This window comes from Ammoniphilus resinae (assembly GCF_017873965.1).
Classification (GTDB): Bacteria; Bacillota; Bacilli; order Aneurinibacillales; family RAOX-1; genus Ammoniphilus_A; species Ammoniphilus_A resinae.
Window position 1 is genome coordinate 22,743 of sequence record NZ_JAGGKT010000002.1, and the last position, 15,340, is coordinate 38,082.

General features: G+C 42.5%; 16 protein-coding genes. 15 read left to right on the forward strand and 1 reads right to left on the reverse strand.

Going from position 1 to position 15,340, the window contains the following annotated elements; translation table 11 throughout:
- Positions 1–12 precede the first annotated feature (12 nt).
- Complete coding sequence (locus J2Z37_RS04070) at positions 13–510, forward strand: MaoC family dehydratase (RefSeq protein ID WP_209808954.1); 498 nt, start codon at positions 13–15, stop codon at positions 508–510.
- Between the two features lie 16 nt (positions 511–526).
- The gene (locus tag J2Z37_RS04075) at positions 527–1,714 is read left to right on the forward strand and encodes a CaiB/BaiF CoA transferase family protein (RefSeq protein WP_209808955.1); all 1,188 of its coding nucleotides are present in this window, start codon (positions 527–529) and stop codon (positions 1,712–1,714) included.
- A 463-nt stretch (positions 1,715–2,177) separates the two neighbouring features.
- Here J2Z37_RS04075 and J2Z37_RS04080 read toward each other — a convergent pair whose 3' ends face one another.
- Positions 2,178–2,663 (reverse strand): hypothetical protein, encoded by a 486-nt coding sequence (locus J2Z37_RS04080; RefSeq protein WP_209808956.1) that lies wholly within the window; start codon positions 2,661–2,663, stop codon positions 2,178–2,180.
- A gap of 186 nt (positions 2,664–2,849) precedes the next feature.
- Here J2Z37_RS04080 and ftsZ point away from each other — a divergent pair, with 186 nt between their 5' ends.
- The 13 genes from ftsZ to J2Z37_RS04145 all read left to right on the forward strand — a co-directional run bounded on the left by ftsZ (position 2,850) and on the right by J2Z37_RS04145 (position 15,304).
- On the forward strand, positions 2,850–3,812 hold the full coding sequence (ftsZ, locus tag J2Z37_RS04085) for a cell division protein FtsZ (protein WP_209808957.1): 963 nt from the start codon (positions 2,850–2,852) through the stop codon (positions 3,810–3,812).
- 637 nt (positions 3,813–4,449) lie between these two features.
- On the forward strand, positions 4,450–5,199 hold the full coding sequence (locus J2Z37_RS04090) for an RraA family protein (protein WP_209808958.1): 750 nt from the start codon (positions 4,450–4,452) through the stop codon (positions 5,197–5,199).
- Between the two features lie 26 nt (positions 5,200–5,225).
- A complete protein-coding gene (locus tag J2Z37_RS04095; RefSeq protein WP_209808959.1) occupies positions 5,226–6,104 on the forward strand; it encodes an NAD(P)-binding domain-containing protein in 879 nt (292 codons plus the stop codon).
- Positions 6,105–6,136: 32 nt separating this feature from the next.
- Positions 6,137–7,210, forward strand: a complete 1,074-nt coding sequence (locus J2Z37_RS04100) for an isocitrate/isopropylmalate dehydrogenase family protein (RefSeq protein ID WP_209808960.1) — start codon at positions 6,137–6,139, stop codon at positions 7,208–7,210.
- A 30-nt stretch (positions 7,211–7,240) separates the two neighbouring features.
- Complete coding sequence (locus J2Z37_RS04105; protein ID WP_209808961.1) at positions 7,241–8,500, forward strand: nickel-dependent lactate racemase family protein; 1,260 nt, start codon at positions 7,241–7,243, stop codon at positions 8,498–8,500.
- A 22-nt stretch (positions 8,501–8,522) separates the two neighbouring features.
- Positions 8,523–9,581 (forward strand): Ldh family oxidoreductase, encoded by a 1,059-nt coding sequence (locus J2Z37_RS04110; RefSeq protein ID WP_209808962.1) that lies wholly within the window; start codon positions 8,523–8,525, stop codon positions 9,579–9,581.
- A gap of 19 nt (positions 9,582–9,600) precedes the next feature.
- Positions 9,601–10,227, forward strand: a complete 627-nt coding sequence (locus J2Z37_RS04115; RefSeq protein ID WP_209808963.1) for an RraA family protein — start codon at positions 9,601–9,603, stop codon at positions 10,225–10,227.
- Between the two features lie 37 nt (positions 10,228–10,264).
- A complete protein-coding gene (locus tag J2Z37_RS04120) occupies positions 10,265–11,764 on the forward strand; it encodes a tripartite tricarboxylate transporter permease (protein WP_209808964.1) in 1,500 nt (499 codons plus the stop codon).
- Between the two features lie 79 nt (positions 11,765–11,843).
- Positions 11,844–12,890 (forward strand): tripartite tricarboxylate transporter substrate binding protein, encoded by a 1,047-nt coding sequence (locus J2Z37_RS04125; RefSeq protein WP_209808965.1) that lies wholly within the window; start codon positions 11,844–11,846, stop codon positions 12,888–12,890.
- A gap of 80 nt (positions 12,891–12,970) precedes the next feature.
- On the forward strand, positions 12,971–13,450 hold the full coding sequence (locus J2Z37_RS04130; protein WP_209808966.1) for a tripartite tricarboxylate transporter TctB family protein: 480 nt from the start codon (positions 12,971–12,973) through the stop codon (positions 13,448–13,450).
- 356 nt (positions 13,451–13,806) lie between these two features.
- Complete coding sequence (locus J2Z37_RS04135; RefSeq protein ID WP_209808967.1) at positions 13,807–14,172, forward strand: NAD(P)-binding domain-containing protein; 366 nt, start codon at positions 13,807–13,809, stop codon at positions 14,170–14,172.
- 11 nt (positions 14,173–14,183) lie between these two features.
- Positions 14,184–14,417 carry a hypothetical protein gene (locus J2Z37_RS04140; RefSeq protein WP_209808968.1) on the forward strand — a complete coding sequence of 78 codons (234 nt, stop codon included), beginning with the start codon at positions 14,184–14,186 and terminating at the stop codon, positions 14,415–14,417.
- A gap of 410 nt (positions 14,418–14,827) precedes the next feature.
- Positions 14,828–15,304, forward strand: coding sequence for a GNAT family N-acetyltransferase (locus J2Z37_RS04145; RefSeq protein WP_209808969.1), 477 nt, complete (start codon positions 14,828–14,830; stop codon positions 15,302–15,304).
- Positions 15,305–15,340: the final 36 nt, after the last annotated feature.

The following is a 15,340-nucleotide window of genomic DNA, read 5'->3' on the forward strand; positions in this document are numbered from 1 at the left end:
GGATAACAAAAGATGGCGGAAATTCATACTCCGTTCGGGAGATGTTATGAAGATTTTCATGTAGGAGACGTCATAAAACACTGGCCCGGAAGAACGATCACCGCGGCGGATGATGCGATTTTTAGTTTGCTTTCCTTGAATCAGCACCCTCTGCACATTGACGCACATTATGCGGCATCCACGCAATTTGGAAAAAATTTGGTGAACGGTACTCTTGTTTTTGCGATTGGGGTTGGAATGACGGTAAACGATATCAGTGGCGCTGCCATAGCGATGCTCGAATATGAAAATGTGAAGCATCTGAAACCCACGTTTCATGACGATACGATTTATGCCAGAACGAACATCCTGGACAAGTGGGAATCCAAAAGCAAACAGGATCGCGGGATCGTATATGTCGAAACATTGATCAGTAACCAGCGGGAAGAAGATGTCATGAGTTACCGCAGAAAATTGTTGGTTCCGAAACGGGAATTTGCTGCGCGTCCTTATACACATGGGCATCCATAGGGGGGATAACAAAGCGATGAAACCTTTAGAAGGGGTCAAGATCTTATCGATCGAACAATATGGTGCTGGTCCATTTGCGACGCTTCATCTGGCTGACTTGGGTGCTGAGGTGATTAAGATTGAGGATCCAAGCACAGGTGGGGAGGTATCGCGGTCGGTTGTTCCTTATGCCGAACATGGCGATAGCCTGTTTTTTCAAACCTTCAACCGAAATAAAAAGAGCATTACCTTAAACCTGAAATCATCGGAAGGAATAGAAATGTTCAGGGAACTCACCAAGCATGCCGATGCTGTGTTCAATAATCTCCGTGGGGACGTGCCGGAAAAGTTGGGTATAACATACCAGGCGCTCAAAGACGTGAACCCGAAAATCGTGACATGCACCCTTTCTGGATTTGGGACTAGTGGGTCAAGGAAGGCCGATCCTGCGTATGATTATCTGTTGCAAGCCATGCTTGGCCATATGTCCCTTACCGGAGAGCCAGGTGGACCTCCGACAAAGTATGGCATCTCGATCATTGATTTTTCTACCGGGATGATGGGAGCGCTTGCTTTGATGATCGGAATCTTTCAATCTAGGATCCATGGGTTGGGATGTGATGTGGATATTAGTATGTTTGATACGGCAGCTTGGGAACTTACTTATTTGGCCACGTGGCATCTAACAAAGGGATACGAACCGCCGCGAACGGCGAATTCTGCCCATCCTGCGCTCGTTCCATCCCAGCTTTTCCCGACCAAGGACGGGCACCTGATTGTCATGTGCAATAAGGAAAAGTTTTTCCCCATTCTGTGTGAGCTGCTAGGTGCACCCGAACTGGCGGCAGATGAGTTGTTTAAGGATTTTACTGCCAGATTCCATAATAAAGAGCTGTTGATTCCGCAGTTGATCGCCCTATTTCAAAACGAGGATACCGCTACATGGCTCGAACGATTGCGCGGAAAGGTACCGGTTGCACCAGTCAACAGTGTCGAACAAGCATTGCAGGAACCGCTGATCAAGGAAAGGGAGATGATTGTCGATGTCGAACATCCCCATTTTGAACAACTCAAAATGCTCGGTCAACCCATCAAACTTTCTACTTTTCAACCACAGTACCATGCGGGCCCAGCCCTTGGAGCACATAATGATGAAATATATGGAAAGATGCTTCAACTCACTTCAAGTGACCTAGCAATTTTAAGAGAAAAAGGAATTGTATGAGGGGAAGAAGCCCAATTTTCTTATACAAATTGGGCTTTACATCTATTTAAGATTTACGGACTGGCTTCCTGGTGAATTCGCACAATTCTTACAATAATAGATATCACTTCGGGCTATTGTGAGTACATCGGCATTACGAAAATAAGTTAACTTGGAATGGGAATTTCTCTTATCCGTTGTAATTTCAGCTATATGCTCTCCACATATTTTACAATCTCGATACTTTCTTTCCATTTCCACTTTTTACTGCCTCCCAATTGTTAAATCTTTGTGACATGTACAGTATACTACCCTGACCGTATGAAACTACTGAATTGTTATAGAACAGTAATTTTCATAGTTTAAGCAGAAATATTTGGTTTAAATGAGTTTATGAAGGCTTGGAGGAAATAAAAAAGACCCCTCTGAACTTCACTTTATCGAAGTTTGATCAGGGAGTCTGCCATATATGTGGAGGGGATGTTTAGGCAATTTGGACAATGGTTAGGCTAGCAAAATCGACACGAAGGACAGTCCCATTGGGTAGAGGGTTTGGGGCGGATAATACAAGTTTAATTCTATCGTTTCTGTTAAAGGTTTGAAGCAAAAGTGTAGAAGTAACATAGACGGTATCAAGGCTATTGGCGTTAAAGCTTGTTTGTGTGTCAATAATGGTTCCGCCATTCTTTTGAAGCTCAAATTTAAGAAGAGGGTTTGGATTTGCAGGAGGCGGGAATGCGACATTTGATAATTGAATACTGAATTGGCATTGATAGACACCTCTATTTTTAATAGTGACTCTATCTGTTTGTGGATTAAAATAAATCCCCTCTGCTTCTTTTGCGCTGTTTAAGTTGATCGTGACCGGAACAGTTGCTGTGTTTGCATCGATAAATTGGGGGAGAAAATCATTCGTGACATAGATTCGACTCGTTGACCTATGGCCATTGTACCAATTTATTTTGCTCATCTGACTAAACCTCCTTTCTATCTATATACTATAGTAAATGATAGAAGGACGATCATTGTGATAGACTCGCATTTGGTTTTCAAAAATAGTTAATTTTTCCTGATACAGAAAAAAGAGACTGCCTTCGAATAGTATAGAATCAACTTTGGGTTCGTTTTTGAGTTGGGTAAGTGAGGAGGAGATATTTTGTTTGAATTTGATACTGACTTAGATCAGTTTGCTAGAATAAAAGTTGTCGGTGTGGGTGGCGGAGGAAATAATGCGGTCAATCGAATGATTGAGGCCGGCGTGCAAGGTGTAGAATTTATCGCAGTGAATACAGATGGACAAGCTCTTCATCAATCAAAAGCACCTACAATCATCCAAATTGGTGCAACACTGACCAGAGGATTGGGAGCAGGGGCAAATCCTGAGATCGGGAAGAGAGCGGTAGAAGAAAGTAAATATCAGATTGCGGAAGTGTTAGAAGGGGCTGATATGGTATTTGTCACGGCTGGAATGGGCGGTGGAACAGGAACAGGAGCAGCACCTGCAATTGCTGAAATTGCCAAACAACTAGGTGCTTTAACCATTGGGGTTGTTACAAGACCATTTAAATTTGAAGGACCAAAGCGAGCCAGAAATGCGGAAAGTGGTATTGATGCGATGAGAGAAGCCGTTGATACGTTAATTATTATTCCAAATGAACGCTTGCTGCAGATCGTAGATAAAAAAACACCTATACTCGAAGCCTTTCGGGAAGCAGATAACGTCCTTCGCAGGGGTGTCCAAGGCATATCCGATTTAATTGCTGTCCCTGGTTTAATTAATCTTGATTTTGCAGACATAAAAACGGTCATGTCCTATAAAGGAACAGCCATCATGGGCATTGGTGTGTCAAAAGGCGAAGGCCGTGCTGTGGACGCCGCGCAAAAAGCAATAAGCAGTCCATTACTGGAAACATCGATCAGCGGAGCGCGCGGTGTGATCATGAATATCACGGGCAGTCGCAATATAAGCCTGTTTGAAGTACAGGAAGCAGCCAATATTATTTCATCGACCACGCATGAGGATTTACATATGATCTTCGGATCTGTGATCAATGATGACTTAAGAGATGAAATCATCGTAACCGTCATCGCTACTGGGTTTACCAAACAGGAAGTTTGATAATACCCCCGACAATCAGACACCCCTTTTTTTCAAGATTTGGAATAAAAGGGGTGCTTTTTTTGTGAACATTGTTGGTTCGTGCAAAATTTGGTGTTTTGCCTAGAGAACTACGGGGTATCAGGCCCCTATTTTGTATTAAAAGTCTCTGCATGCCCCCAAAATCGGGAGGAACTTTTGTCCAGGTCACAAAACGGGCGATCCAGGTCCCAAAATTGAAGTTCCAGGTCACAGGAAATAGCGTTTTGGTCACGGGAAATGGACTCCTGCTCACATTGGAGTAATCATTACAAATAAATACCCCTATATGTATCTTGTGAACCACTTTTTCTCAAATTATTTGCTTACACCCTGCTAGATTCCCCGTTTTAACATCCGTATGGTTGGTATAACCCTCTTAGGTACAATCGACTACACTAAACTATCCAACTTCTTGAAATCTAAAAATCTCTCTAAATCCCAAAGATCATCTTAAATATAAAAAATTAGGACGTTAAATTAGAAATTCCGCCAAAAGATGGATTTTATTTATCAATGTTCTTTCTGTTCCACCATTCTTCGATGAATTTTTGGGTACTCATTCTATTTGAACTTGGACGAACATACTGTGATATTAAAGTAATCTTCACACATTGAAATGCTATTCCATCTATTTAAACAAAAGGAAGTGGTTGAATTGGAAAAGCCCAATTATAGACCTTTTGCTCCATTAATACCTGATGAGATGATACAACGCGCGGAACGTTTAGGGGCAGCATTATTAGCCGATGGGATGATTGGGATGGGCATTCCGTTCGAGGGATGTATGGATGCTCAGATCTCTCCTGTTCATGATTCCATGAGAATTGTGGGTACAGCATATACAGTCAGTACGGCATCGGGGGACAACCTTCCTATTCATTTAGCGATCTATTCGGGGAAAGAGGGTTATGTTCTTATCATTGATGGAAAGGGACATGCTGATCATCCTTATTTGGGAGAGTTAATGACATCAGCTACGAAAGCAGTAGGGCTAAAAGGCATTGTCTTGGATGGCTTAGTAAGGGATAAACAGGCATTGATCGAGTTAGGGCTCCCTGTCTTCGCGAAGGGATTTATGCCAAGGGGACCGATCAAAAAAGAACCGGGTGAAATCAATACGGCAATTTCTTGTGGTGGTGTGACTGTTCATCCAGGAGATCTAATTGTTGGTGATGCTGATGGAGTGGTCGTGGTTCCTCGTGATCGTATTGAGGCGGTAATTGAAGCTTCCGAGAAAAAACTCGACTATGAGGAAAAAAGAAAAATCACGATTGCGGAATATGAAAAAAAACGTAAACAAGGTATGGATCCCGGAGAGCTTGCTCCACAATGGGTCAAAGATAAATCAACAGAATTTGGACTATAGAGGAGAAGACAGACTGAGGTGATTGGATGCGACTTGGTTTTATAGGATATGGAGAGGCAGCCTATGAAATGTCCTGTGGGCTAAAACAAGAAGGCTTGGATAATATGATCGCTTATAATCACTCGAACCATGCATTGGTTCAGAGCAGAGCGAAGGAAGCACAAGTTGAGTTGTTGGATTCAGCAAAGGATGTTTTAGAACGTGCGAATGTCATCATTGTGTCTGTCCCAGCGGATAAGGCACTTGAAGCTAGTGAAACCTTAATGCGGCATTTAAAAAGGGGACAACTCTATATTGATGTTTCTGCATCCAGTCCAAATGTGAAAAAAGCAATTTGGGGTAATATCCAATCGAAGGATGTTCTCTTTGTGGATGCTCAAATGATGGGACCGTTATTGCTTTATAAACATAAGGTACCTATCGTCGCTAGCGGTTCGGGTACAGACCTGTTGGTCCACTTGATGAAAGTTTACGGAATGAACATTAAAAAGGTGGGCGAAGACCCCGGAGACGCATCGGCGATTAAATTGATCCGCAGTATTTATATGAAAGGGATTTCTGTATTATTTATTGAATTGCTAGAAGCCGCTCAAGCCTTAAAAGTGGAAGAATTGGTATTAAGTTCAATTAGAGAAACCATGGAAAGTTGGGATTTTGAGAAGGTATTGAACCGATTGGTCACGGGGGCTTGCATCCATGCCCAGAGAAGAGCTGTTGAACTTGAAGGCTCCATTGGGATTCTAAAAGACTTAGAGATTGATTGTTTAATGTCGGAAGCTGTTCGGGATAAACTATTGTCTCTGTCTCGCTACCAATTAAAGGATAGATTTCCCGGCGGAGCTCCAAAGGATTGGTGGGAGGCCCTGATTGCATTGCAAGAGGTTAAAAGAGAGAGGAATGAGTAGAACCGATTTTTTTGAGAAAGGATTGTGAAAGATTGGCTACCTACCGACTTGGAGTGATGTATGGTGATGGGATTGGTCCGGAGGTTGTACAGGCTGCAGTAGAAGTACTCACAACGGCCGCAGAACGGCTGGGTACTGTAAAATTCAACTGGGTTGAATTGCCGATGGGCTTATCAGCTATTGAGAAGTATGGAGAAGCTTTCCCAGACATCACGAAGAAAGCGCTAAAAAACTGTGATGGCTGGATTCTGGGACCCAATGACGGAGCGGCGTATGCAAAAGAGCACCAAGGAAAACGGACGCCTAGCGGAGAGCTCCGACATTCTTATGACCTATATGCAAATATTCGTCCAAGTAAAACCTTACCTGGGATTCGCAATGTTGTTGGAGAGGCCGACCTGGTTATTGTCCGTGAGAATACAGAGGGTTTTTATACAGATAAAAACATGTATGTGGGGAATGGAGAGTTTATGGTGACCCCGGAAACTGCACTAAGTGTGGGGGTCTTTACAAAACCAGCCATTGAGCGGATCGCTCATGCTGCTTTTCGTTTTGCTATGGAACGTCGACAACATGTCACAATCGTTCATAAAGCTAACGTGATCAAACTAGGTTTTGGTTTGTTTATTAAGACCTGTCGAGAGGTGGCAGAACAGTATCCTCAGGTTAAAGTGGATGATTATCATGTCGATGCATTTGCAGCCCAATTGGTGAGACGTGCCGGTGACTTTGACGTGATCGTGACGGAAAACATGTTTGGCGATATTCTATCAGATTTAGCAGCCGAATTAGTAGGAGGATTAGGCTTGGCATATTCGATCAACGCTAGCGAAAACCAAGCGATGGCGCAGGCTGTTCATGGCTCCGCTCCTGATATCGCAGGCAAAAATGTAGCTAATCCTGTTGGTGAAATGTTGTCAGCTGTCATGCTCATAGATTGGTTGGGCACACGTCATCAGGATCAAAGCCTTCATCATTTGGGGCAATTGGTTAAGACATCAATCTTAAAGGCGCTATTTGATGGGGTTCGTACGCAGGATTTGGGCGGAGACGCTTCGACTATACAATTCACCGAAGCAGTGGTGCAAAGAATCCTTCGTTCTTAAAAATTGATCCAATTGAGGTGATAACGGTACATGATTTACCAAGTTCCTTACGGTCAAGGATTTCTAGAATTTGAACTGGAAGTTCCCGTAGAAAAATTAGAAATCGATAAATCTCGTGATGTTCCAGATCCTAACCAGCTTGTCAAAGAAGCTCTACAAAATCCAATTGGCTCACCTAAATTAAGTGAGATTGCGCAAGGAAAGAAGAGTGCTGTGATTGTCATTAACGATGTGACACGTCCATCCCCTTCTCAATTGCTCGTAGAGGCGATCAGTGGTGAACTAAACAAGGCAGGAATCGATGATTCAGGAATTACTTTATTAGTTGCCACCGGAAATCATCGTCCTTGTACAGAACAAGAGTTGATTAAGATGCTAGGCGAGAAGGTCTACTCACGGTTTTCTATTATCAACCATAACGCCTATGATGAAGAACAGTTAATTCATGTAGGATATACGACTAGAGGGCTGGATATTACAGTAAATCGGCTCGTTGTAGAGTCGGATCTAACTATACTAACCGGGATCATCACACCACATCAATCTGCTGGATTTAGCGGAGGACGCAAGAGTATGCTTCCAGGGGTAGCAGGGATAAGGAGTATTGAACAGCACCATTCCTTGCCACATCGTGCCGAGTATCCTGTAATGGGTATCTATGAAAATAATCCTTTCCACGAAGGATCTTTAGAAGCGGCTCGTAAAGTTGGAGTGGATTTTATCGTGAATGTAGTGAAGTACAGTGATGGCAGGATTGCTTCAGTTGTCGCCGGGGACTTAGTTGAAGCCCATGAAAAAGGGATTCAGGATTGCAAGAAGGTTTGGGCCATGCAGGTTCAAGGACAATTTGATATTACAATTGTTTCTCCTGGTGGCTTTCCGAAGGACTTTGATTTGCATCAAGCTCAGAAAGCTTTGGCCCTAGGTGAGATGGTTACGAAAAGGGGTGGGTCGATCATCCTTGTCGCAGAATGCGCGGATGGGATTGGAAAGTATGCTCAGTTAATGATGAATTCGCGAGATCCCCAAGAGGTCATTGAATGCTTTAAACGTGAAGGATTTAAGGGAGAGAACCAAGCATCAAAAGCATTCATGTTTGCTAGAGCTCTTCAAACTCATACCATCTATGTCATCACGGATCAAATCGATCTTGCCGATCTAAAGAAGATGTTTTTCATTCCTTCAAGAACTATCAACGATGCATATACCAATGCCAAAGTTAGATGTCAAAGTGAGCCAAGGGTTGGCCTCATCCCCTATGCGGTAGACTGTTTGTTGGAAATTATTTAACTACGTGATTGGGGGTAAGAGAATGGGACAGACAAGGAGATTATCTCAAGAGCAGTATTTGGAGCTGGGAACCCATATTCTGACACAAATTGGGATTCCTCAAAACCACGCCGGAGTGCAGATTTCTTCCTTGCTCGATGCGGATCAGCGAAAAGTTCATACCCATGGTCTATTTAGGCTGCCCACTTATATTAAACAGATCATCAATGGGGGAATAAACAAGGATCCCAATATCCAAAGATTACGGCGGGGGCCTGTGATTGAATTAATGGACGGCGACCATGGATTAGGGGCTGTTGTAGCTTCCACCGCCATGAAGGCAGCGATCGAATTGAGTTCGCAAAACGGGATCGGAGTGGTGTCTGTAAAGAATGGCAGCCATTTTGGGATGGCTGCATATTATGCCGAATTAGCTACTTATGAGAATCAAATCGGGATTGCCATGTCGAATACCTCTCCGATGATCGCACCTACTGGCAGTCTAAAGCCAGTCTTGGGGAATAATCCATGGGCAATTGCAGTTCCAACCAACATGAATTACCCTGTGACCTTAGATATGGCCAATAGTATGGTCGCAAAGGGAAAGATTCGCATGGCTGCATTAAAAGAGGAGTCAATCCCATTTGGTTGGGCTTTAGACAATCTTGGTAGGCCTACGAATGACCCGAAGGAAGCTTTGAAAGGTGTGATTCTTCCGATTGGCGGGTATAAAGGCTATGGCATAACGCTTATGGTTGATATTCTTGCCGGTGTCTTAAGTGGAGCTGACTTTGGGGAGAAGGTGCCCGATCATGAAACAGGCGAAAAAAGGAATATTGGCCAATTATTTATTTCGATAAATGTGGGCAACTTCATGAATATTGACCAGTTTAAGTCGAGAATGGATGAATTAATCGAGTCGATCAAAACAGCACCAAGGATTGATCCAGACATTGAGGTACTATTACCGGGGGAAAAAGAATGGAAGAACAAGCTGAATGAACTTCACCAACCCTTCGATTTTCCGATCAACGTAGTCGATAGCCTCGTTCAGGTTTGTCAGAAATACAATATAGACCTGCCAAAATCTCTACTCCATTAGTCATTAAAAGGAGGAAAAAATGAATATCATCGATCAATTGAAGGAGATTCCAACGACCTGTGTATCTGACGCACTAAATGGTCAGAATAGTTTGGATTCTACTATTAAACCTTTGGATGAACAATTGAAGGTAGTTGGTAGAGCTGTAACTGTCAAAATCTCGCCGGGAGATAATCTGTTAGTGCTGAAAGCGATGAGGGAAGCCAACCCAGGAGATGTTTTGGTCATCGACGCTAAGAGTTATATGGACAGCGCCTCTTGTGGTGACTTTAACCTGAAGTTGGCACAAAAATTGGGCCTCGCTGGTGTTGTAATCGATGGGGTAGTTCGCGATGTGTTAGCAATGAAAGAAATGAACTATCCTGTTTTTGCTAGGGGCGTCTGTACAGCAGCCAGCAAAAAGTATGGGGCTGGTGAAATTAACGTTCCGATTTCTTGTGGAGCAACCGTCATTCAACCGGGAGATATCATCCATGGAGATGCAGATGGTGTCGTGGTCATCCCGCGTGGTTTGGAAGAAGACGTACTGAAAAAGGCACAGGAAAAATTAAAACAAGATATGGAACGAGAAGAACGAATTTTAACAAGTCGAGAATCAGCTCAGCAATACATTGATCGATTGTTAGCGGCAAATAGAAAAGCCTAACATGTGCAGCGAGATCCAGAAGAAAGGAGGAAGATAGATGATCGAAGGAATCATGAGTGGTCTACTTGACGGGTTTGTACACCTTATGAATCCCAGTACCATACTTTTTATACTGATTGGCGTAACTGTAGGGACCCTAATCGGGGCACTGCCAGGAGTAGGCGCATCGGCAGCAACTGCCATCCTCCTTCCAGTTGCTTTTAGTATAGGGTCAGCAGGTGATGGGTTGGTTATGCTGGCAGGAATTTTTTATGGGTCTATGTATGGAGGAACCATTACTTCGGTCTTGTTGAGAACACCTGGTGAAACAGCTTCAATTATGACTTCGATTGAAGGTTATCCGCTGTATCAACAGGGAAAAGGTGGTTTAGCTCTAAGTCTTGCAGCGATTGGGTCCTTTGTTGCAGGAACGGTAGGTGTAGTGGCATTGACCATTTTTGCTCCCACGCTTGCAAAAATGGCGGCAGTGCTTGGACCTGTTGAGATGTTTTCTTTAATCCTTCTTTCAATGTCACTGGTTTCTGGGCTAGGAGGATCTTCAATTCCGAAAAGTTTAATTATGATAGCTCTTGGATTATTGATTTCAACCATAGGTCAAGACCCTATTGAGGGAGTGATGAGATTAACGTTTGATTCCAGGCTCCTCATTGCAGGGATTGAATTTCTGCCGGTAATTATCGGATTTTTTGCTATCGCAAATTTAGTCACCGAATTAGACCAACTTTCGGACACTATGGATTTCCCTACTAAAATAGGTTCTATCGTACCCAAAGCAAAGGACCTGAAAGATGCAGCCATGCCAACAACCAGAGGTACGATCATTGGATTCTTTTGCGGCATTCTTCCAGGTGTAGGGGCCACGATCTCGAGTTTTTTGGCTTATGCAACTGAGAAGAGATTCTCCAAGCATCCGGAAAAGTTTGGCAATGGCGCCATGGATGGTTTGGTAGGGGCGGAATCAGCAAATAACAGCAGTACAGCCGGGTCCATGGTTCCCTTGATGAGCTTAGGTATCCCGGGTTCGACAACAACAGCCGTTCTTATGGCGGGTTTCTTGATGTACGGACTCCAGCCAGGCCCTTTGTTGTTTGAACGCCACCCAGAAGTGGCCTGGACTCTTATTGCCAGCATGTTTCTTGGAAATGTCATGTTGCTAGTTTTAAATACCGTAACCATTCCTTTCTTTGTATGGGTAGTCAATCGATGTCAGCCATTTATTGCTCCTATTGTCGTTACCTTAAGTGTGGCAGGCGTATATACTCTTCAAAACTCCATGGTTGATGTTTGGCTTATGTTGGTTTTCGCTATCGTCGGATACGTCTTGGAGATCCAAAATTATCCTTTAGTCCCTCTAATTCTGGGGATTGTATTAGGCAGTATTGGGGAGATGAGTTTTAGGCAAGGGTTGATTATGTCGCAAGGAGATTTCACTATTTTCTTAACGCATCCTATTTCGGCATTCTTTTTAGCTACTGCCGTAATTATGGTTTTTGCTCCTCGTGTTTACAAGAAAATGAGGAAAAGGACTATTACCTAAGATGTCTCTATATTTGAGCGAGTTTGATAGTTAGATGGGGATTCCTATTAACTATATTAAAATTTAAGGAGGATTTGTGATGAGAAAACACAAAAAAGCAGGGTTTGTCATGTCTCTCGTACTCGCTTCAATGATGGCCATTGTGGGTTGTTCAACGCAGAACACTTCCAACCAAAGCACAACAACAGCAGCTACTCCTCCAAAGGAAGCTCCAGCACCAGTGGAAACCGCTCCGAAGGACACGTTTCCCAATGGACCCGTCAATTTAATCGTACCATTTGGTCCGGGTGGAAGTGCGGATCTTGCCGCCCGTGCTATAGCTGCGACGGTACCTAAGTATTTAGGTCAAGCAGTGATTGTTGTGAATAAGCCTGGGGCATCGGGGGAAGTAGCCCATACCGACTTTTTAAAAGAAAAACCGGATGGATATAACATGATCATTAGTGGAAACAGCCCTTCAACCGTTGTTCCAAACGTACGTCAAGTGAAGTATGATCCATTTACTGATTTTGAGTTTCTTGTTCGAATTACAAATAGTCGCGATGCCGTGTTTGTAAACAGCCAAAAAGAATGGAATACCATGGAAGAACTGATTGAACATGCAAGGGCCAATCCTGGAAAAGTTCAACTAGGCACATCAGGAACCGGTGGAATTGATGAATTCATTATTCGGTCAATCAATAGAGCGGAAGGGGTAGAGATCGTACCTATGCCCTTTAATTCTGGTGGAGAAGCCCAAATTGCCGCAGTTGGTGGACATGTGGATGGGTTTGTGTCTTCTGTTGTAAGTGGTAAACCCGCACTCGATAGTGGACAATTAAAAATTCTTGCTGTGAATGCGGATACAAGAGACCCCAATGTTCCAGATGTTCTAACTTTAAAGGAACAAGGAATCGAAGCGGCGTTAAACAATAATATTGCTATTGCTGTACCGAAAGGAACCCCGAAGGAAATAAAAGATAAGCTGATAAGTGCGTTGAAACAAACAATAGAGGACGAGTCATTTATTTCTATGGCCAAAAAGTTGAATATGACAATTGATTATTTGGAAGGGGACGAAGTAAAGAATAAAGTGAAAGAGGACTATGATTTAGTTAAAGAAGTTTTGGCAGCAACGAAAAAGTAGAATGTAAAATTTTGAGCTTGGGTTTTTGTTATACAGGAAAACTCAAGCTCTATTCTAGAATTTGATACGAGGTGATAACGATGTCCCAATATGGGAACAAGCAGACGCGTATTAAAATGAGTAATATCATTGTTACATTACTAATCGGTTTGATCGGTCTAATCGCTGCCATTTCTAGTGTCGGTGTTGGGATTAAAGGACAATATGGTGAAATTGGGCCAGGATTTTTTCCTATGTCATTAGGTATAGTTATATTTGTATTGGCTCTTATTATTTTATGGAATAACTTCAAAGAAACTTATAACGGGTCAAAGAGTATCTTCAACAATGTCAAAAAGGTTAGTACGTTTTTTGTAATATTACTCATTACTTTAACGCTTATGGAGATTATTGGATTCTTTGGAGCTATGTTTCTTTTTACAATTGGTTTTGAAACATTTATTCAGCCCAAGAAAAAGCCGTGGTGGGTCCGGATTGTCAGTGGACTTGTTATTAGTGGTGGGATCCAACTCATGTTTTCTCAATTGATGGTTCAGTTGCCTGGTCCTTTTTGGATGTAAAGGGAGTACTGTTTTCAGGAAACAGAGAAACCTCGTCTCTATATCGCTACACGATAATACCCCCTGTATAAAATTGGATATTCTACTCACGATAAAAACAGCCTGGACTATTCCAAACGTACAGAGGAGCAGATGAATGTGAAAAAAAGATGGTATTATCAAACAGTTCACAGAGAAATTTTAAGCGAATGCGATGGATTGTTTCTAATCAGATTAGCTTTTTATAATCGCCCGAAAGGGTGACTATGGAAAGCTTTTTTTCTTGGAAGATATAAGCAAGACTTATACCCATAAAAGCAAACGTAAATTCCCTGTCACGGATATCGCTGTTACAATTCAACCATGAGGTGATTAGGATGAATATTACTATATTAGGGACAGGAAGCATGGGGAGGGGATTGATTAAAACACTTTCTCCACTTCATCAAGGGATCAAGTGGGTTTCCCGCAATCGGGAAAAAGTGATAGATCTTGTAGATGAACTTAAAGTTGACGTAATACCAGTAGATTATGAGCTCGGTCTGGATGCCGATGTGATTATTCATACGTTTTGGTTCCGCGATCTTATTCCTTGGGCAGAAGAAAATAGAAACAAATTAAAAGGAAAAGTACTGGTTGATATCGTCAATCCCATTACTCTTGACTTTAATGATTTTACTTTGGATTGGGGAACGTCTGCTGCAGTAGAGTTACAGAAAGTATTGCCTAAGCTAAAATTGTAGTGCATTTTAAAGTGTTTGATCAACCTGTTCATGATGGCCTACAGAGTGATGTCTATATCACAAGTGATGATGAAGAAGTGAAAAACAAAGTCATGGAAATGCTCTCCGGAATCTCATTCCGTGTGATTGATGGAGGAAAACTCAAAAACAATCGGACGATCGAGCGTATGACATTATTCGAACGCGAAGTCTCTATTCGTTATGGGAATTATCCACTTGTATCTTTTCGCATGTGGGGAGTATAAAAAGAGTAAACAAACGTTAATACAAACTGAAGGGGGTATGATAGGGGCTTTAGAGTCATAGCCCCGATGATGACCATTCTCACAATATCCAAAGGGAACTTTGGTCATCATAGCCCCGATGATGACCATTCTCACAATATCCAAAGAAAACTTTGGTCATCATAACCCCGATGATGACCATTCTCGCAATATCCAAAGGGAACTTTGGTCATCATAACCCCGATGATGACCATTCTCGCAATATTCAAAGGGAACTTTGGTCATCATAACCCCAATGATGACCATTCTCGCAATATCCAAAGGGAACTTTGGTCATCATAGCCCCGATGATGACCGTTTTCGGCAATATTCAAAGGGGACTTTGGTCATCATAACCCCGATGAGATAAAATCGTAGGAGGTCAAAGACTCTTGGAGGTTCGAAGATTCATTGATTCGGATATTGGTCAGATTGTATCGCTGTTCTATGAAACGGTCCATTCTATAAACGCCCAAGATTACACGCAAGAGCAGCTCCATGCTTGGGCACCAACAGATGAAAAACGGATTAAAATGGTAAGTTGGAAAGATTCTATGAATAACAACATCGCCTATGTCGCTGAAATAAAGGGTGTTATTGTCGGTTTCAGTGATATGACTTATGATGGGTACCTTGATCGTCTTTTTATCCACAAAGATTTTCAGGGCCAAGGAATAGCTTCAAATTTGTTAAATATCCTTGAGTCTGAAGCAAGAAAGCTTAGGATTTTAGAAATTTATACTGATGCTAGTATAACAGCCAAACCATTTTTTGAACGTCACGGGTATCGTACAATTCATTCTCAGACTGTGGAACGCAGGGGTGTACAATTAAATAATTTCAAGATGATGAAGACGCTGGAATTTTAATGTATATATTCTGATTAATTGTGACCACGGAGTCAT

Excerpts from the sequence above, each read along its gene's own strand:
- J2Z37_RS04070 (WP_209808954.1), top strand. The coding sequence starts at position 13 with ATGGCGGAAATTCATACTCCGTTCGGGAGATGTTATGAAGATTTTCAT.
- J2Z37_RS04075 (WP_209808955.1), top strand. The coding sequence starts at position 527 with ATGAAACCTTTAGAAGGGGTCAAGATCTTATCGATCGAACAATATGGT.
- J2Z37_RS04080 (WP_209808956.1), bottom strand. The coding sequence starts at position 2,663 with ATGAGCAAAATAAATTGGTACAATGGCCATAGGTCAACGAGTCGAATC.
- J2Z37_RS04090 (WP_209808958.1), top strand. The coding sequence starts at position 4,450 with ATGCTATTCCATCTATTTAAACAAAAGGAAGTGGTTGAATTGGAAAAG.
- J2Z37_RS04095 (WP_209808959.1), top strand. The coding sequence starts at position 5,226 with ATGCGACTTGGTTTTATAGGATATGGAGAGGCAGCCTATGAAATGTCC.
- J2Z37_RS04105 (WP_209808961.1), top strand. The coding sequence starts at position 7,241 with ATGATTTACCAAGTTCCTTACGGTCAAGGATTTCTAGAATTTGAACTG.
- J2Z37_RS04110 (WP_209808962.1), top strand. The coding sequence starts at position 8,523 with ATGGGACAGACAAGGAGATTATCTCAAGAGCAGTATTTGGAGCTGGGA.
- J2Z37_RS04115 (WP_209808963.1), top strand. The coding sequence starts at position 9,601 with ATGAATATCATCGATCAATTGAAGGAGATTCCAACGACCTGTGTATCT.
- J2Z37_RS04120 (WP_209808964.1), top strand. The coding sequence starts at position 10,265 with ATGATCGAAGGAATCATGAGTGGTCTACTTGACGGGTTTGTACACCTT.
- J2Z37_RS04125 (WP_209808965.1), top strand. The coding sequence starts at position 11,844 with ATGAGAAAACACAAAAAAGCAGGGTTTGTCATGTCTCTCGTACTCGCT.
- J2Z37_RS04130 (WP_209808966.1), top strand. The coding sequence starts at position 12,971 with ATGTCCCAATATGGGAACAAGCAGACGCGTATTAAAATGAGTAATATC.
- J2Z37_RS04135 (WP_209808967.1), top strand. The coding sequence starts at position 13,807 with ATGAATATTACTATATTAGGGACAGGAAGCATGGGGAGGGGATTGATT.